We start from the raw sequence: 14,866 nt of genomic DNA on the forward strand, positions 1-14,866 counted from the left end.
GATGGCTCCGGTTTGGGGTGGAACGATAGGCGGGGTTGCTGGTCGAGGCAAAGCGAATTGTTCGTCATTTTGAAGGCGCGGCTTCCTCGCCAATTGCGGGGCCTCACCCAACCTCGATGAAGCGGATGACCGTCTCGCCATAGTTGCGCTCGTCGACAACCGAAAAGCCCGGCCCTGCCTCGAACGGCGCCGCCGCCGCTTCCTCGACTACGCAGAGCGCGCCGGGGGCGAGCCAGCCGCCGGCCTTGGCCGAGCGCAACGCGCGTTCGCCAAGGCTCTTGCCATAGGGCGGATCGGCAAAGACCAGGCCGAATGCAGCGATGGTGCCCGCCTCGCCCAAGGCCGTCGCGTCGCGACGGAATATCTTGGTGCGCCCAGTGAGGCCGAAAGCCTCGACATTGGTGCGGATCAGGCCGCGCCCTTCGGCGGATTCCTCGATGAAGACAGCATAGGCAGCGCCGCGCGACAGCGCTTCGAGGCCGAGCGCGCCGGTGCCGGCGAACAGGTCGAGCACGCGCGCGCCGTTCAGTTTTTCGGGAAAGCGATGCGCCAGCACGTTGAAGACCGCCTCACGCGTGCGGTCGGTCGTCGGGCGGATGGCAAAGGTGCGGGGCGTCGCCAGCGGACGCCCGCGAAGCTCACCGCCGACGATCCGCATTGCTTCCTTTCGGGCCGCCACGCGGCCGGTCGCCACCGCTATCCGAACGTTCGCCACGAGGCTTGCCGAACGGCTTTGCACCGCCGGGCTTGCCATAAGACGGCTTGAAAGCGGCCTTGCGCGCCTTGTTTTCCGCCGCCTTGGCGGCGTCTGCCTCCGCCCTGCCCTTGCCGATCGGCCGCGCCCCCGGCGCCATCCAGACATTGGCCTTGCGCTGGCCCGGCGGTTCGATCGGCCGCTGCTCGCGTTCGGATTTCTTGCCGCCGAAGCCGCCACGAGGCTTGTCGCCGCGGGGTTTGTCCCCGAAGTCGCCGCGTTCAGGTTTGGCGCCACGCTCGCCAAAGCTCCTCTCCGGTTTTGTCGACAGCTTGCCGAGCGCTTCGTCGCGGCTGCCTTCGCGGCGCTTGCGGTTCTTGATCAGGCCGCCCTCGCCGATCGGACGGCGTTCGCCGTCACGGGTGAATTTCGGCCGCTCGGGCTCCTCCTCCCGCTCACGCCTGACCGGCTTGTTGGAAAACGGCTTGGCGATATCGGCGTCGAAATTGGCACCGGACTCTTCGACCAGGCGCTCGCCGAGCTGGTCGCGCAGCACGCGGCCCTTGATCTCCAACACATGGCCTTCCGGCAAATCGTCGAGCTGGAACGGCCCGTAGGAAATGCGGATAAGCCGCGTCACGTCGAGACCGAGCGAGCCCAGGATGTTCCTGACCTCACGGTTCTTGCCTTCCCGCAGGCCGAGCGTCAGCCAGGCATTCGAACCCTGCTCGCGGTCCAGCGTCGCCTCGATGGCGCCATAAAAGACACCGTCAACGGCAATGCCTTCGCGCAGGCCCGCGAGCGCGCTTTCCTCGACCTTGCCGTGGACGCGCACGCGGTAGCGCCGCAGCCAGCCGGTCGCCGGCAGTTCGAGCACGCGCGACAGGCCGCCATCATTGGTGAGCAGCAGCAGCCCTTCGGTGTTGATGTCGAGCCGGCCGATGGTCATCAGCCGCGGCAGCCCGGGGGGCAGCACGTCGAAGACGGTCTTGCGGCCATCGGGATCGCGGTTGGTGGTGACCACGCCGGCCGGCTTGTTGAACAGGAACAGCCGCGTGCGCTCGATCGGCGGGATCTCCATGCCGTCGAGATGGATGATGTCGCCGGGCATCACGTTGAAGGCCGGCGAGGTCAGCGCCCTGCCGTTGACCTTGACGCGGCCGGCCGCGATCAGTTCCTCGGCATCGCGGCGCGAGGCCAGGCCGGCACGCGCCAGCCGCTTGGCAATGCGTTCGCCGGCTTCTTCCGTTGCCTCGACGCGACGCGGACGCGGCTTGAAGCCGCCCTCCGATGCCGCCTGTGCCCTTTGTGCCCCTTGCGGCCGATCGCCGCCAAAATCACGCTTAGGACGATCCCCGAAGTCACGCTTGGGACGGTCGAAGCGCTTTTCGCCGTGCTCGCCTTCGGCATCGGCCGGCCGGTCGCCGCGCGGCGCGTAGGGCTTGCGCGGACCTTCGCGCTTCTCATAAGGCTTGCCCTCCGGACGCGGCCCTTTGCTGAATGGCCTCTCGCTGCCTTTGAAGTCGCGCTTCGGCCGCTCGCCTTCGGCAGCTGCTGGCCGGTCGCCGCGCGGTGCATAAGGCTTGCGTGGACCTTCGCGGTTCTCATAAGGCTTGCCTTCCGGACGCGGCCCTTTGCTGAACGGCCTGTCGCCTTCGCGCTTCGGCTTGAAGTCACGCTTCGGCCGTTCGCCTTCGGCCGCCGCCGGCCGATCGCCGCGCGGTGCATAAGGCTTGCGTGGACCTTCGCGCTTCTCATAAGGCTTGCCTTCCGGACGCGGCCCTTTGCCGAACGGCCGGTCGCCTTCGCGCTTCGGCTTGAAGTCGCGTTTCGGCCGTTCGCCTTCGGCCGCCGCCGGCCGATCGCCGCGCGGAGTGTAGGGTTTTTTGACGCCGAAGGACGGCTTGCCACCCTTGCCGGGAGCGCCATCGCGACCACGCGGCCCCGCCGGTTTCGGGCCGGCCTTGCGCGGGAATTTCTTGTTTTTGTCGTCCATGTGGCCTTTGCTCGTTTGCGCGGGTAGTAACAGGATCGCGCTCTAGTGGCGAGGAGATAATCGGAATGGAAACCGCGTGAGGCGGCAGGATTTCATGGCGCTGGCGCTGAAAGAAGCCGAAGCCGCCGCCCTGCGTGGCGAGGTGCCGGTTGGCGCGGTCGTCGTCGGCGGCGATACGGTCGTTGCGAGTGCCGGCAACCGCACCCGCGAGTTCGCCGATCCGACCGCCCATGCCGAGATGCTGGCGATCCGCGAGGCCTGCCGCAAGCTTTCCAGCGAGCGGCTCAGCGGCCACGATCTCTATGTGACGCTGGAGCCGTGCACCATGTGCGCCGGCGCCATCTCTTTCGCCAGGCTGCGCCGGCTCTATTTCGGCGTCGCCGACGAGAAGGGCGGCGCAGTCGTCAATGGCGTTCGCTTCTTCACGTCACCGACCTGCCATCATGTGCCCGACATCTATCCTGGCATGGCCGAGAACGCTGCAGCAGCATTGCTGAAGGACTTTTTTCGCGAGCGACGCGGACCCTGATTTTCCTGGTTCGGCAGACGGACCGAATCCAAGTCAGCCAATCCAGTTCAGCCAATCCAGGCCAGAACGTCTCTGGCGCCGTCAGTCTACCAGGGCAGCCAGTCGAACATGCCGCTGCTCTTGCTCTTGGCGGCCGCCTCCCTTTTGAGGCGGCGTTCCTTCTTGTACTCGTCCTCGCCGAGGTCACCCTGCGGCGCAGTGTCGGCGGCAGCGCGGTATTGCACCGGCGGCTCGCTCAGATATCTGCGGGTGGTCGGGTCGCCCTGTTTGCCTTCAGCCCGGCGGCGCATGATTTCCGCGGCGCGGTCCTTGTCCGAATCGGCCGGAGTCCAGGCTGGCGGGTGGCTCGAGCCCGACTGCTTCAGCGCGGCCTTGACCGACGCCGGATCCGTCTGCACGTCATCGATGACCTGCGCCTGGTAGGCCGGGTCGTCCTGGTGCAGGGTGGCATCGGCGCGCAGGCGGGCACGGCGCTGCTCCGGCGATTCGGGCCATTCGGCACTCGCCGTCTCGATGCTTTCCTGCGGCGGCGGCAAGACTTCCTTCTGCCCCGGCCCTGGCTTCACCAGCGTGGGGCGCGGCTTGTAGTCGATACTATCCTTGCGTTTGGGTGCGAAGGAAAAAGCCCCGGTGAGGTCGCCGGCAAGCTGCGCGCCCGCGGTCTTGTCGGTCCCGTAGGTGGGCGAGCCCATGCAGCCGGACAAGGCGAGGCTCGATACGACAAGCGGCGCCAGCAGCGCGACGCGCGCGTAAGTTCTCTCGGTCATGCCAAAAAGTCCCACTGTAGACAGCCTCTCGATTGCCGCCGGCCAAAGAAAGGTCCGGCCCCCATCGCCTATGCTCTTCCGACGGAATTCCGGCGACAATTTGTCGTCCGGAGTTTCGCGTGTTTACCTCAACCACTCGTTAAGGGCAACGCACGGGGGCCGATCGGCCGCCCGCCGTGGCAATTGTGCACCGCCTTAAAGGCGGCTCAAAGCCTTCAGCTCATGCAGGACAGCTGCGTCACGGGCCGAAACATCCGGGAATTCCGGATCTGAGCCGACATCGGCGGTGTAGCGCCAGGAGCGTGCGCATTTCACCAGGCCGCGGTCCTCCGCCTTCTCGACGACCACGGCGACGCCTTTGACATCGTCGAGGGTAAAGCCGCCCGCCGGCGCCTTGCCGTGCGCGATAACCAGATCGCTGGTGATCGCCATCTCGGCCATGTCGACATCGGCGATCGCCGCTTCGAGTAGGGCATCGTCGAGAGTGACGACCGGCACCGCTTCCAGCGAAGAGCCGATGACCTTCTGCGCGCGGGCGATCTCCAGCGCGCCGGTGACGACACGGCGGACCTGCCGCACCTTGCGCCACTTCTCCGCCAGCGCCTCGTCCTTCCAGTCCGCCGGGATCTCCGGGAACTGGTCGAGATGCACCGAGACGACATCCGGATGACGGTCGAGCCAAGCCTCTTCCATGGTGAAAGGCAGCATCGGCGCCAGCCATTTCACCAGACAGTCGAAGAGATGGCGCACCACCTGCACGGAAGCCTTGCGCTTCACGCTGGAAGGCGCTTCGCAGTAGAGCGCATCCTTGCGGATATCGAAATAGAAGGCCGACAGCTCGATCACCATGAAGTCGAGCAGCGCGCGGGTGATGCGCTTGAATTCGAAGGCGTCGTAGCCCGAGCGTACGACTTCATCGAGCTCGGCGAGCCGGTGCAGCATCAGCCGCTCCAGCTCCGGCATCTTGTCCAGCGGCACCTCCTCGCCATCGTCATGGGCGAGCGTGCCCAGCATCCAGCGGATGGTGTTGCGCAGCTTGCGGTAGGCGTCGATGTTGGTCTGCAGCACGTTTTTGCCGAGCCGCTGGTCTTCCCAATAATCGGTCGTCACCACCCACAGCCGCAAGATGTCGGCGCCGGACTGTTTGATGACGTCCTGCGGCACGACGGTGTTGCCGAGCGACTTCGACATTTTCCGCCCCTCCTCATCCATGGTGAAGCCATGGGTGACGACGGTTTCGTAGGGCGCCCTGCCCCTGGTGCCGCAGCTTTCGAGCAGCGAGGAGTGGAACCAGCCGCGATGCTGATCGGAGCCTTCGAGATAGACGTCGGCCGGCCATTTCAGGTCGGGCCGGTCCTCAAGCGTGAAGGCATGCGTCGAGCCTGAATCGAACCAGACATCGAGGATGTCCATCACCTGCTGCCATTTCGAGGCATCGTGATTGCCGAGGAAACGCTCCTTGGCGCCGGCGGCGAACCAGGCGTCGGCACCTTCCTTCTCGAAGGCGTCCATGATGCGCTGGTTGACTGCCTCGTCGCGCAGGACATTGCCGTCGGCATCGGCAAAGACGGCGATCGGCACGCCCCAGGCGCGCTGGCGCGACAGCACCCAGTCAGGGCGCTCCTCGATCATGGCGCGGATGCGGTTCTGGCCGGCGGCGGGTACGAAACGGGTATCGTCGATGGCTTTCAGGGCGCGGCTGCGCAGCGTCGTGCCGTCGCCAAGCTCCTTGTCCATATAGACGAACCATTGCGGCGTGTTGCGGAAGATGATCGGCTTCTTCGAGCGCCAGGAATGCGGATAGGAGTGCTTCAGCCGGCCGCGCGCGAACAGCGCGTTTCGCTTGATCAGCTCGTCGATGACGGCCTGGTTGGCGTTGCCCTTCTTGCCATCGTCGTCGATAACGCGCGCCGCTCCACCCTCGCGGTCCGGGCCGAAGCCCGGCGCGTCCTTGGTGAAGAAGCCGGCATCGTCGACGGTGAAGGGGATCGCGGTGTCGATGCCACGCTGGCGAAGATCAGAGGCGGCATCCATCCAGGCGTCGAAGTCTTCTCGGCCGTGTCCCGGCGCGGTGTGGACGAATCCGGTGCCCGCATCGTCGGTGACATGATCGCCGGCCAGCATCGGCACAGGGAATTCGTAGCCACCACCCAGACTTTTGAGGGGATGCGAAAGCGTAAGATTTTCAAGCTCTTCGGCGCCAACGCTGCGAAGACGATTCAGGGTGACGTTGGCCTTCGCGGCAGCGTCGTCTGCAAGTTTCTCGGCAAAGATCAGCTTTTCGCCGGGCTGGGGGCCAAAGGCGTTCTCGGCCGCCGTGACCTCGTAGAGACCATAGTTGATGCGCGGCGAGTAATTGACGGCGCGGTTGCCGGGGATGGTCCACGGCGTCGTGGTCCAGATGACGACGTTGGCATCAAGCAGATCGAGCGACGTCTGCGTCAGCTTGGGATCCAGGGCGGGCTGCCCATCATCGATGTTGATGACCTGGCGAGCGAGGCTGACGACCGGAAACTTCGCCCAGATCGTGTCCGACTCATAGTCCTGGTATTCGACCTCCGCCTCGGCCAGCGCGGTGCGCTCGACCACACTCCACATCACCGGCTTGGAGCCGCGATAGAGCTGGCCGGACATGGCGAATTTCAGCAGCTCGCCGGCGATGCGCGCCTCGGCGTGGAAAGCCATCGTCGTATAGGGATTGTCGAAGTCGCCGACGACGCCGAGGCGCTGGAATTCGGAACCCTGCACCTTGATCCAGTGCGCCGCAAACTCGCGGCATTCCTGCCGGAACTCGTTGACCGGCACCTCGTCCTTGTTCTTGCCCTTGGCGCGGTACTGCTCTTCGATCTTCCATTCGATCGGCAGGCCGTGGCAATCCCAACCGGGTACATAGTTCGAGTCATAGCCGCGCATCTGGAATGAGCGGGTGATGACGTCCTTGAGGATCTTGTTCAGCGCATGGCCGATATGAATGTTGCCATTGGCATAGGGCGGGCCGTCGTGCAGCACGTATTTTTCGCGGCCGGCTGCGTCTTCGCGCAGCTTGCGGTAAAGGTCCATATCCTGCCAGCGCTTGACCAGCAGCGGTTCCTTTTCCGGCAAACCGGCGCGCATCGGAAAATCCGTCTGCGGCAGGTAGAGCGTTTTGGAATAGTCGATCGTCTCGGCGGTCTCGGTATCAGTCATTCGTCTGCCATATGCGTTGCCCGTCGGCAAAAGAGCCCGGGCGTTGAACTATCATGATCTGGAAAAAGCGCGAGAGGCCGCGCGCAAGATTCCCGGCGGCTCCGGCGGCGGTCAAGCCGCCCGGAACACCGGGCCTGTAATTCGTATCGCAGTCGCGAGAAGGCGCGAAAAGCTCGTCATGGCTGGGCTTTTAACTGAGACAGGCGATGTTGAAAAGCCCGAACTCTGATGCTTCCGCTAGGAGCGTACACCAATTGCGCCTATGTTTGTCGGTAGATGGCGTCGAGAGACCAGCATCTTCGGTTTGCATTTCACAGTTTAGCGCGCTGGAAGGAAGGAATGTGACCCTGACGACTACCGAGTCCGCCTTGCGACTTGAACGCATTTCAACGATGGCGAATCGCGTTTTTGGCAACCATGAAAAGGCGCAACGCTGGCTGCGTAAGCGAAGTCGGGTTCTCAACGACGCGCCCATCGATCTCCCTCAGTCTGCAACAGGTGCCACGCTTGTGGAAGAGGAACTCAACCGGATCGGCTACGGCATAGTCGTCTGAGCCTTGCGGCTCTCCGTCGTGCACAACCCGCCCGCTCACATCGAGAAATCGAAGCGATAGGTCGTCGACACGCCGATCATGAACTGATCCCTGGAGCCCCGCTCCTTGACCAGGCTGGAATCGGCGGCCGGGCCCATCAGGCGGGAATATTCGCCGAACAGACTGGCCGTCATCGGCTCGGTCACCTTCCAGGTCACCGCGCCGCCCAGGCCCGCAGATTTCACCCCGCCGCCTGGATGATATTCGCTGAGCCCCGAGGCCAGTGACTCCTTGGCATCAACGCCATAATAGGCGTCGAAATAGTCCGATGAGGCGAATGAAACGCGCGGCCCGCCGGAAATCCTGACGTCGGGCGTCACATCGTAAAAGGCGTCGGCGGCGATGTCGGCGACAAAGCCGTTATGGGCGCGAATGCCGTGCCGCAATTCGGCGCGGGCACGCAGCCAATCCAAAGGATAGAATTCGAAGAAGCCGCCAGCCTCGCCGCCCCAGCGCACCGGGTCGAGACCCTTCAATTCGTCGGCGTCACCACCATCGCGGGAAAACAGGAACTTGCCTGTCAGGCCGGCGCGGACGCCGCCATCGTCGATCAATGCCAATGAGATATTGTCGTTGCGCGAGTTGAAGCGCGCCGCGGGACCAGCCTTGCCGAGCGAGATGATCGGCGAGGCGCTGAGCAGGTACTTCTTGCCGCCCTCGAAATTCGGCGCGACCATTCCGGTGGCGCCGACCGTCAGGTACCAGTCTCCGGACAGCCAGCCGAAGGTGCCCTCGCCGGCCTTGGCAACGCCGCAGGTGCCGAGCATGAATGCGGCCAAGACCGTCGGGATCGTCGGGACTGACCGCATCGTTACTCCATACGTCGAACGCATTGGCCGATACAACCAGCCTTCATCCAAGCCATGGCGCCATTTCGGTAAAATTTGACTTAATATCCGTAACATTGGCGGCGTTGGCCCTGTTTTCCGCATAGCAACGAATCGTATTGGCGCACCAAGATCCCAGATCAAGACGTCTGGAATGCGCCAGCAGTTGCCTCGGCAAGGGTTATAAATACTCGTGGACAAACATGCCCGCGCTGTGAAGAGCGCGGCGACCGGCACTCAACCGCGCATTCCAAACCGGCCAAGCGTGAATCATATGCGGCCAAATTTCGAGACGTACTTTGACGTCAGTCGCGCCAGCGGCTTCCGCGAGCCGAGTTGCGTCCGACAACAGCGTCTCGGCCGAACCGACTTGTATAAGCATTGGGGGAAATCCGCTCAGATCGGCGAACAACGGCGAGATCAGGGGATCGCGCCGACCAACGCCATTGGGAACATAGGCGGTTGCCAGTTCCTCCAAATACGCCCGGTGGATGATGGGGTCGATTGCGTCCTTGGTTGATAGTGTCGCGCCGGACATCGAAAGGTCCGTCCAGGGCGAAACCAGCCAAAGACATCGCGGCAACGGCTCGCCTGCCGCGCGCAATATACTGACCAGGCACAGGGTGAGGTTGCCGCCCGCACTGTCTCCGCCAACCACGATGCGATCCGGCGCGATCCCTTGCCGCCTCAGAAAGCGCCATGCGGTGAGTGCGTCTTCATGTTGCGCAGGGAAAGGATGTTCCGGTGCGCGTCGATAGTCGATCGCGAGAGTGCGCATTCCCATTGCCCGACCTGCCTCTGTCACCATTCGACGATGACTTTTAGGAGAGCCGGAGCAGTAGCCACCACCGTGGAAAAACAGCAGAACCTTATCCCTGTCACTCGCAGGCGCCAGGGACCACTCTCCCTCGAGGCCATCGAAAACCACATCCTCGCATCGGATGTCCTCGGCAATCGGCCACACCGAACCAACCTCGTCGAGCCGTGCCCGGCGTTCGTCCCAGCGGACCGTTCGTGGCTTTGAGGTCAACAACCTGCGGACGGCGTTGATCTCCGTCAGATCGAGGTGTTCGTCCACGTCGCCCATTTTGCTTCCCTAGCCTCATCAAGCGTAGAAAACGGCGTACAGCAGCACGTCATCGATAAAGGGCCAATGCCAGCGCTGGGGATTTTCGTTACACTTGCGTCATGGCGAATACACGAGACGGCGGGTCGCCCCTAAACCCACTCGTCATCTTTAGCACTCCCCTCGCATATGGTCGAATATTCCATCTGATATTTGGCCTCTTCGGGACAAAGCGGAAGTGTGGCAAGCGGATCGCTCGGGGCGTGGCGCTCGCAGCCTGCTCGCTGGACGGGCAAGGCGATCGGCGCTACCTTCCGGAACAAAGAAGCTAGGCAACCTTGAGGGAGAAGGGTGATGACACTGCACGGCGACGCCTTGAAAGACGCCATTGGCCAGACGCGGGCGAAGTGGGGATGGTTCGTCGCGCTTGGGGTGCTGCTGCTTGTCTTCGGCGGCATCGCTTTCGGCAATCTGTTCATCGCAACCGTCGCCTCCGTCTTTGTCGTGGGCTGGCTGATGCTGATGGCCGGCGTTGTCGAGATCATCCATGCCTTCGGCGTGAAGACATGGGGCCGCTTCTTCTATTGGCTGCTCAGCGGCCTCCTCTACGCCGTCGCCGGCTTCTTCGCCTTCGACAATCCGGTCCTCGCCTCGACGGTGCTAACCTTCCTCCTGGCAGTCGCACTCCTTGCTTCAGGCGTGCTCAGGGCCTGGGTCGGCTACAGCCACCGGCCGCAGCCGGGCTGGGGCTGGGTGGTCGCGGCCGGCATCATCAGCGCGCTGGCGGGACTGGTCATCGCCATGGGCTGGCCGGTCAACAGCGTGTGGGTGCTCGGCCTGTTCCTGGCCGTCGACCTGATTTTCCAAGGCTGGACCTTCATTGCCGTCGGCTTGGCGCTGAAAAAGTAGATTCAGAAAGCTATGGCCGCGTCGAGCCCGGAAAGCGGCCTGACGCCGGCGAGCAGTGCCTTCGCCTCAGCCTCATCGCGCTTCATCTGTGCGACCAGCGCATCAAGCCCGTCGAACTTCACCTCCGAACGCAGGTAGCCGAAAAAGGACACGGCACAAATCTCGCCGTAGAGGTCGCCGGAAAAGTCGAACACAAAAGTCTCCAGCAATGGTGCGCCATTGTCGTCGACCGTCGGCCGGCGGCCGAAGCTGGCGACGCCATCATGAAGCGAGCCGTCGGCGCGGCGGAAGCGGACTGCATAAATTCCGTCCTTCAGGGTGGCTTCCGGCGAAAGCCTCATGTTTGCGGTCGGAAAGCCGAGTGTCCGGCCGAGCTGCTGGCCGCCGATCACCTCCGCCTCGACGGTGAAACGGTAGCCGAGCAGGCCGGCGGCCTCGGCCACATTGCCCTCGCACAGCAGCGTGCGAATGCGGCTCGACGACACCACCTCGGCGCTTTCGTCGCGGAAGGCATCGACCAGCGTGACGCCGAAGCCGTGGCGCTCGCCGGCCGCCATCAGATAGGCCGGGCCGCCTTGGCGGTCCTTGCCGAAATGGAAATCGAAGCCGGTGACGGCGTGGCTTATGCCGAGGTTGCGCTCGAGCACGCCGGTGACGAAAGCCTCCGCCGACAAGGAGGCGAACTCGCGTGTGAACGGCTGCTCGACCAGCGCCGCAAAGCCCAGATGCGACAGCAGCCGCGCCTTCATCGGCGGTGGCGTCAACACGAACAGCGGCATGTCCGGCCTGAACACTTTTCGCGGATGCGGCACGAAGGTCAGCACCAGGGCAGGTACGCCGCGACGCTCCGCTTCGGCGCGCGCGCGTTCGAGCACCGCCTGGTGGCCGCGGTGGACGCCGTCGAAATTGCCGATCGCCACCACGCCGCCACGCAGATGGGCCGGCAGCGGTGCGGTTGCGGAAATGCATTCGAACATTGCCGTCATAGCTTGAACCTATTGCAGTCTGGGCTTGAACCTATTGCAGTCTGGGCCTGAACTTATTGCAGTCTGGGAATCACCGCGACCGGTCTGTAGCCGTATTTTTCGAGAAAGGCCGCGAGCCTGGCCGGGTCTGGCTGCAGCGCTTCACCGTAATCGCGGGCATGGATGCCGCCCGATACGTAGAGCACGTCGAAGCCATTATCGGCCGCGCCCTTGATGTCGGTCATCATGCCGTCGCCGATGGCCAGAACTTGCGAACGCTCGACCGTGCGGCCGAGAATGACGGCGATCTCTTTCATGGCGACCTCATAAACCGGCGCATAGGGTTTCCCGGCGATCAGGGTGCGCCCGCCAAGCTGCGCGTATTCGCGGGCCAAAGCCCCTGCGCACCAGATCATGCGTTCGCCGCGCTCGACGACGATGTCGGGATTGGCGCAGATGAAGGGCAGGTTCCTGGCACGCAGCCGCCGCAGAAGATCGGCATAATCTTCCGGCTTTTCCACCTCGTCATTGAACAAGCCGGTGCAGACCACGCCGGATGCTTCGAACTCCTCGACAAGCTCGACGTCGAGACCATCATAGAGCGTGAAATCTCGATCGGCGCCTATATGGAAGATCTTTCGCGGCCCGTCGGCGATCAGGTCGCGGGTCACGTCGCCGGACGTCACGACACGATCGTAGGCGGCGGAAGGAACACCGATAGCGTTCATCTGCGCCACCACGTCGGCGCTGCGGCGCGGCGAATTGGTGATCAGCACGACAGGTATTTTCGCCGCGCGAGCAGTGATCAGCGCGGCAGCAGCCGCGGGGAAATGCCATTCGCCATTGTGCACCACGCCCCAGACATCGCACAGGATGGCTGAATAGGCTCCCGACAGGTCTGCGAGCGAACCGATGATGTCGGGCGAATCCACCATGCCGTTGTCCCTGTACCATGATGCTTGCAAGCGCCGCGACCGACGGTCCGTAGCGGCCGGCCCGGATTAACCGAAGCGCTTCGCTCTGTCACCAGCTTTCGTTGTGCCCGCAAGATTGCCGCCCGAGGCGCCGGCGGGGAAGTGATGGCGAAAGCTTTTCTTTTCCAGCGCCTTATCCCGCTTTTAGGGACTTTGCCGAGGGGAGCGCGGAGCGGCATTGCCGATTGCGGACGTGTGGTTAACGGGGATTGAAAAACCGTACCGACCTTGGACGTATTTTAGCAATCGGAAATTTAAAAATGCGTGGCATCGTCCGGGAAAAATAGGGCGGGGCGGGAATGCTGAAGGCAATAATCGGAAAATTCCGACACGACAGACGTGGCAACTACTCCTTAATGACTGCAATCACCATTGTGCCGCTGATGGCCGGTCTGGCGCTCAGTGTCGATTACGGGGAGTTGCTGCGCCAAAAGCACGAAACGCTGAACGCACTTGATGCGGCCGGCCTCGCCGCCGCCCAGCAGATCGTCGCCGGCGCCAGCGACGACGACGTCAAGGCCTACGCCAAAACATTTTTCGAAACCAATCTCGCACGCATCGACCCGGCGAACACAGCGCTGACCGTCACGCTGCCCAACAACAATGCCGGTGGCGGCACCTTGAAGCTCTGCGCCAGCCTCACCTTCGACCCCTATTTTCTCCCGGCCGCCAGCCTGCTGATTGGCGGCACGGCAAGCGACACGACCTTCACCGAATGTTCGGAACTCCGCCTCAAGAACACCCTCGAAGTCGCGCTTGTGCTGGATAATTCCGGCTCAATGACCGATCTCGGCTCCGGCACCGGCGAAAAGCGAATAGACCTGCTGAAGTCGGCCGCCAAGCAGCTTGTCGATACGCTGGCGCTTCAGGCGCAGCAGATGAAGCAGATCACCAAACCGGTGCAGTTCTCGCTCGTGCCGTTCGCGGCCTCGGTCAATGTCGGCCCTACCCACGACCAGGACGGCTGGATGGATCAGGACGGCATCTCCCCGATCCAGCATGAAGATTTCGACTGGACGACGATGAGTGCAGCCAACAATCCGGACAAATATGCCGAGAAGCTCAATGGCATCTGGTACAAGCGCGGCACCGGCTGGGGCGAGACCAAGGACCAGCCGCTGACGCGTTTCAGCCTCTACGCCGACATGACGGTCGAATCGGGCCGCGAAGAGGTACCCAATTCGAAGCAATATGTCTGCGACACATACAAGAAGAACGGCACCTGCCAGTACGGCCATTGGAGCGCACCGGAATATATTTATACGACGAGCCGCTATGCGAGCTGGCAGGGTTGCGTCGAGGCACGGCCATATCCCTACAATGTCGACGACACCACGCCCGACACAGCCGCGCCGGCCACGCTTTTCGTGCCGATGTTTGCCCCGGATGAGGCTGGCACTCTGTGGCTCGATTTCAACCGTGACGGCATCAACGACGTCATCAGCACGTCTTACAATTACGGCAACAACTGGTGGGCCGATTGGCCCTATGTCGCCGGTCCCACCGCTTCGCAGCGACAGTCTGACATGCGCAAATATTTCCTGGTAAAACCGTACGGTTCGCAATCCGCAGCCGCGGGCGATGGGCCGAATTCCTCCTGCACCACCAACCCGATCACGCCGTTGAAGGACGTCAGCCAGGACGCAGAGAAGCAGGAGATCAAGGATGCCATCGACGCCATGGCGCCGAACGGCAACACCAACGTGCCGGAGGGCATTGCCTGGGGCTGGCGAACGGTATCGAGCAACCCACCGTTCACCGATGGCCGGCCGAACAGCGAGAGGGGCAACGACAAGGTGGTCGTGGTGCTGACCGACGGAGCCAATACCTATAGCGCCGTCAGCGACGGCAGCTATGCCAACAACAGGTCGACCTACGCCGCCTACGGCTACACTGGCCTGACCTATCCGGGATCTGGAAGCGTGACCCGCCTGTTCATGAATACCAGCACCGATATCGGCAAGACCACCTATACCGGTGCCAACTACACGGCAGCACTCGACGAGCAGATGAAAACGCTCTGCGCCAATGCAAAGAATTCGAACATTCTGGTGATGACGGTGGCGCTCGACCTGTCGCCCACAGATACTGGCGACAAGAAGGCGATCGATGCGCTGAAGGCGTGTTCCTCGGATTCGCGCTTCCGCAACGATCCGGCCGACCCGAGCAAGCCGGCCAAGTTGTTCTGGAATGCGACGGGCGCGACGCTGTCCGACAATTTTAAGGAAATCGCCAACGAATTGTCGAACCTGCGCATCGTCGGCTGAAGGCGATGGGATTAGCGACGTAAAGGCAGAGGGGCGCAGCGCGCTGGCGCAAAGGCTCCTGCCCTCATGCCCTTGCGGGTGGGGGAAGCATGT

Annotated in this window: 13 protein-coding genes; 5 read left to right on the forward strand and 8 right to left on the reverse strand. The window is 63.1% G+C overall.

Features of this window, described 5'->3' with window-relative positions; genetic code table 11:
* Nucleotides 1-103: 103 nt before the first annotated feature.
* Both rsmD and NKI22_RS21890 read right to left on the reverse strand, forming a co-directional pair.
* Nucleotides 104-658 (reverse strand): 16S rRNA (guanine(966)-N(2))-methyltransferase RsmD, encoded by a 555-nt coding sequence (gene rsmD / locus NKI22_RS21885; protein WP_023717132.1) that lies wholly within the window; start codon nt 656-658, stop codon nt 104-106.
* Nucleotides 639-2,690 (reverse strand): pseudouridine synthase, encoded by a 2,052-nt coding sequence (locus NKI22_RS21890; RefSeq protein ID WP_352850329.1) that lies wholly within the window; start codon nt 2,688-2,690, stop codon nt 639-641. The genes rsmD and NKI22_RS21890 overlap by 20 nt, the downstream gene beginning before the upstream one ends.
* Nucleotides 2,691-2,766: 76 nt before the next feature.
* Here NKI22_RS21890 and NKI22_RS21895 point away from each other — a divergent pair, with 76 nt between their 5' ends.
* The gene (locus NKI22_RS21895; protein ID WP_023717130.1) at nt 2,767-3,219 is read left to right on the forward strand and encodes a nucleoside deaminase; all 453 of its coding nucleotides are present in this window, start codon (nt 2,767-2,769) and stop codon (nt 3,217-3,219) included.
* 86 nt (nt 3,220-3,305) lie between these two features.
* On the opposite strand, the gene NKI22_RS21900 is transcribed toward NKI22_RS21895, so the two are convergent.
* Nucleotides 3,306-3,986 carry a hypothetical protein gene (locus NKI22_RS21900; protein ID WP_023717129.1) on the reverse strand — a complete coding sequence of 227 codons (681 nt, stop codon included), beginning with the start codon at nt 3,984-3,986 and terminating at the stop codon, nt 3,306-3,308.
* A 195-nt stretch (nt 3,987-4,181) separates the two neighbouring features.
* Nucleotides 4,182-7,172 carry an isoleucine--tRNA ligase gene (ileS, locus tag NKI22_RS21905; RefSeq protein WP_352495537.1) on the reverse strand — a complete coding sequence of 997 codons (2,991 nt, stop codon included), beginning with the start codon at nt 7,170-7,172 and terminating at the stop codon, nt 4,182-4,184.
* Nucleotides 7,173-7,215: 43 nt separating this feature from the next.
* Here ileS and NKI22_RS21910 point away from each other — a divergent pair, with 43 nt between their 5' ends.
* Both NKI22_RS21910 and NKI22_RS21915 read left to right on the forward strand, forming a co-directional pair.
* Nucleotides 7,216-7,401 (forward strand): hypothetical protein, encoded by a 186-nt coding sequence (locus tag NKI22_RS21910; RefSeq protein WP_023717127.1) that lies wholly within the window; start codon nt 7,216-7,218, stop codon nt 7,399-7,401.
* A gap of 112 nt (nt 7,402-7,513) precedes the next feature.
* Nucleotides 7,514-7,726 carry an antitoxin Xre/MbcA/ParS toxin-binding domain-containing protein gene (locus tag NKI22_RS21915; RefSeq protein ID WP_352495538.1) on the forward strand — a complete coding sequence of 71 codons (213 nt, stop codon included), beginning with the start codon at nt 7,514-7,516 and terminating at the stop codon, nt 7,724-7,726.
* A 35-nt stretch (nt 7,727-7,761) separates the two neighbouring features.
* On the opposite strand, the gene NKI22_RS21920 is transcribed toward NKI22_RS21915, so the two are convergent.
* Together NKI22_RS21920 and NKI22_RS21925 are read right to left on the reverse strand one after the other, a co-directional pair.
* Entirely contained in the window at nt 7,762-8,574 is an 813-nt protein-coding gene (locus NKI22_RS21920; RefSeq protein ID WP_023717125.1) for a MipA/OmpV family protein, read from the reverse strand.
* A gap of 199 nt (nt 8,575-8,773) precedes the next feature.
* Complete coding sequence (locus NKI22_RS21925; RefSeq protein ID WP_352791605.1) at nt 8,774-9,679, reverse strand: alpha/beta hydrolase; 906 nt, start codon at nt 9,677-9,679, stop codon at nt 8,774-8,776.
* 333 nt (nt 9,680-10,012) lie between these two features.
* On the opposite strand from NKI22_RS21925, the gene NKI22_RS21930 reads away from it, so the two are divergent.
* On the forward strand, nt 10,013-10,567 hold the full coding sequence (locus NKI22_RS21930; RefSeq protein ID WP_023717123.1) for an HdeD family acid-resistance protein: 555 nt from the start codon (nt 10,013-10,015) through the stop codon (nt 10,565-10,567).
* A 2-nt stretch (nt 10,568-10,569) separates the two neighbouring features.
* Here NKI22_RS21930 and NKI22_RS21935 read toward each other — a convergent pair whose 3' ends face one another.
* Nucleotides 10,570-11,553 (reverse strand): bifunctional riboflavin kinase/FAD synthetase, encoded by a 984-nt coding sequence (locus tag NKI22_RS21935; RefSeq protein WP_352481726.1) that lies wholly within the window; start codon nt 11,551-11,553, stop codon nt 10,570-10,572.
* A gap of 53 nt (nt 11,554-11,606) precedes the next feature.
* Nucleotides 11,607-12,467: a TIGR01459 family HAD-type hydrolase gene (locus tag NKI22_RS21940; RefSeq protein WP_352495540.1), complete on the reverse strand. Its 861-nt coding sequence runs from the start codon at nt 12,465-12,467 to the stop codon at nt 11,607-11,609.
* 338 nt (nt 12,468-12,805) lie between these two features.
* On the opposite strand from NKI22_RS21940, the gene NKI22_RS21945 reads away from it, so the two are divergent.
* Complete coding sequence (locus NKI22_RS21945) at nt 12,806-14,773, forward strand: pilus assembly protein TadG-related protein (RefSeq protein ID WP_352814909.1); 1,968 nt, start codon at nt 12,806-12,808, stop codon at nt 14,771-14,773.
* Nucleotides 14,774-14,866 lie beyond the last annotated feature (93 nt).

The sequence above is a fragment of the Mesorhizobium sp. M0778 genome, from assembly GCF_040320105.1.
Taxonomy (GTDB): Bacteria; Pseudomonadota; Alphaproteobacteria; order Rhizobiales; family Rhizobiaceae; genus Mesorhizobium.

Bases quoted from the DNA above. Each gene is read 5' to 3' on its own strand.
- rsmD (WP_023717132.1), bottom strand. From the start codon at position 658: ATGCGGATCGTCGGCGGTGAGCTTCGCGGGCGTCCGCTGGCGACGCCC.
- NKI22_RS21890 (WP_352850329.1), bottom strand. From the start codon at position 2,690: ATGGACGACAAAAACAAGAAATTCCCGCGCAAGGCCGGCCCGAAACCG.
- NKI22_RS21900 (WP_023717129.1), bottom strand. From the start codon at position 3,986: ATGACCGAGAGAACTTACGCGCGCGTCGCGCTGCTGGCGCCGCTTGTC.
- ileS (WP_352495537.1), bottom strand. From the start codon at position 7,172: ATGACTGATACCGAGACCGCCGAGACGATCGACTATTCCAAAACGCTC.
- NKI22_RS21920 (WP_023717125.1), bottom strand. From the start codon at position 8,574: ATGCGGTCAGTCCCGACGATCCCGACGGTCTTGGCCGCATTCATGCTC.
- NKI22_RS21925 (WP_352791605.1), bottom strand. From the start codon at position 9,679: ATGGGCGACGTGGACGAACACCTCGATCTGACGGAGATCAACGCCGTC.
- NKI22_RS21930 (WP_023717123.1), top strand. From the start codon at position 10,013: ATGACACTGCACGGCGACGCCTTGAAAGACGCCATTGGCCAGACGCGG.
- NKI22_RS21935 (WP_352481726.1), bottom strand. From the start codon at position 11,553: ATGACGGCAATGTTCGAATGCATTTCCGCAACCGCACCGCTGCCGGCC.
- NKI22_RS21940 (WP_352495540.1), bottom strand. From the start codon at position 12,467: ATGGTGGATTCGCCCGACATCATCGGTTCGCTCGCAGACCTGTCGGGA.
- NKI22_RS21945 (WP_352814909.1), top strand. From the start codon at position 12,806: ATGCTGAAGGCAATAATCGGAAAATTCCGACACGACAGACGTGGCAAC.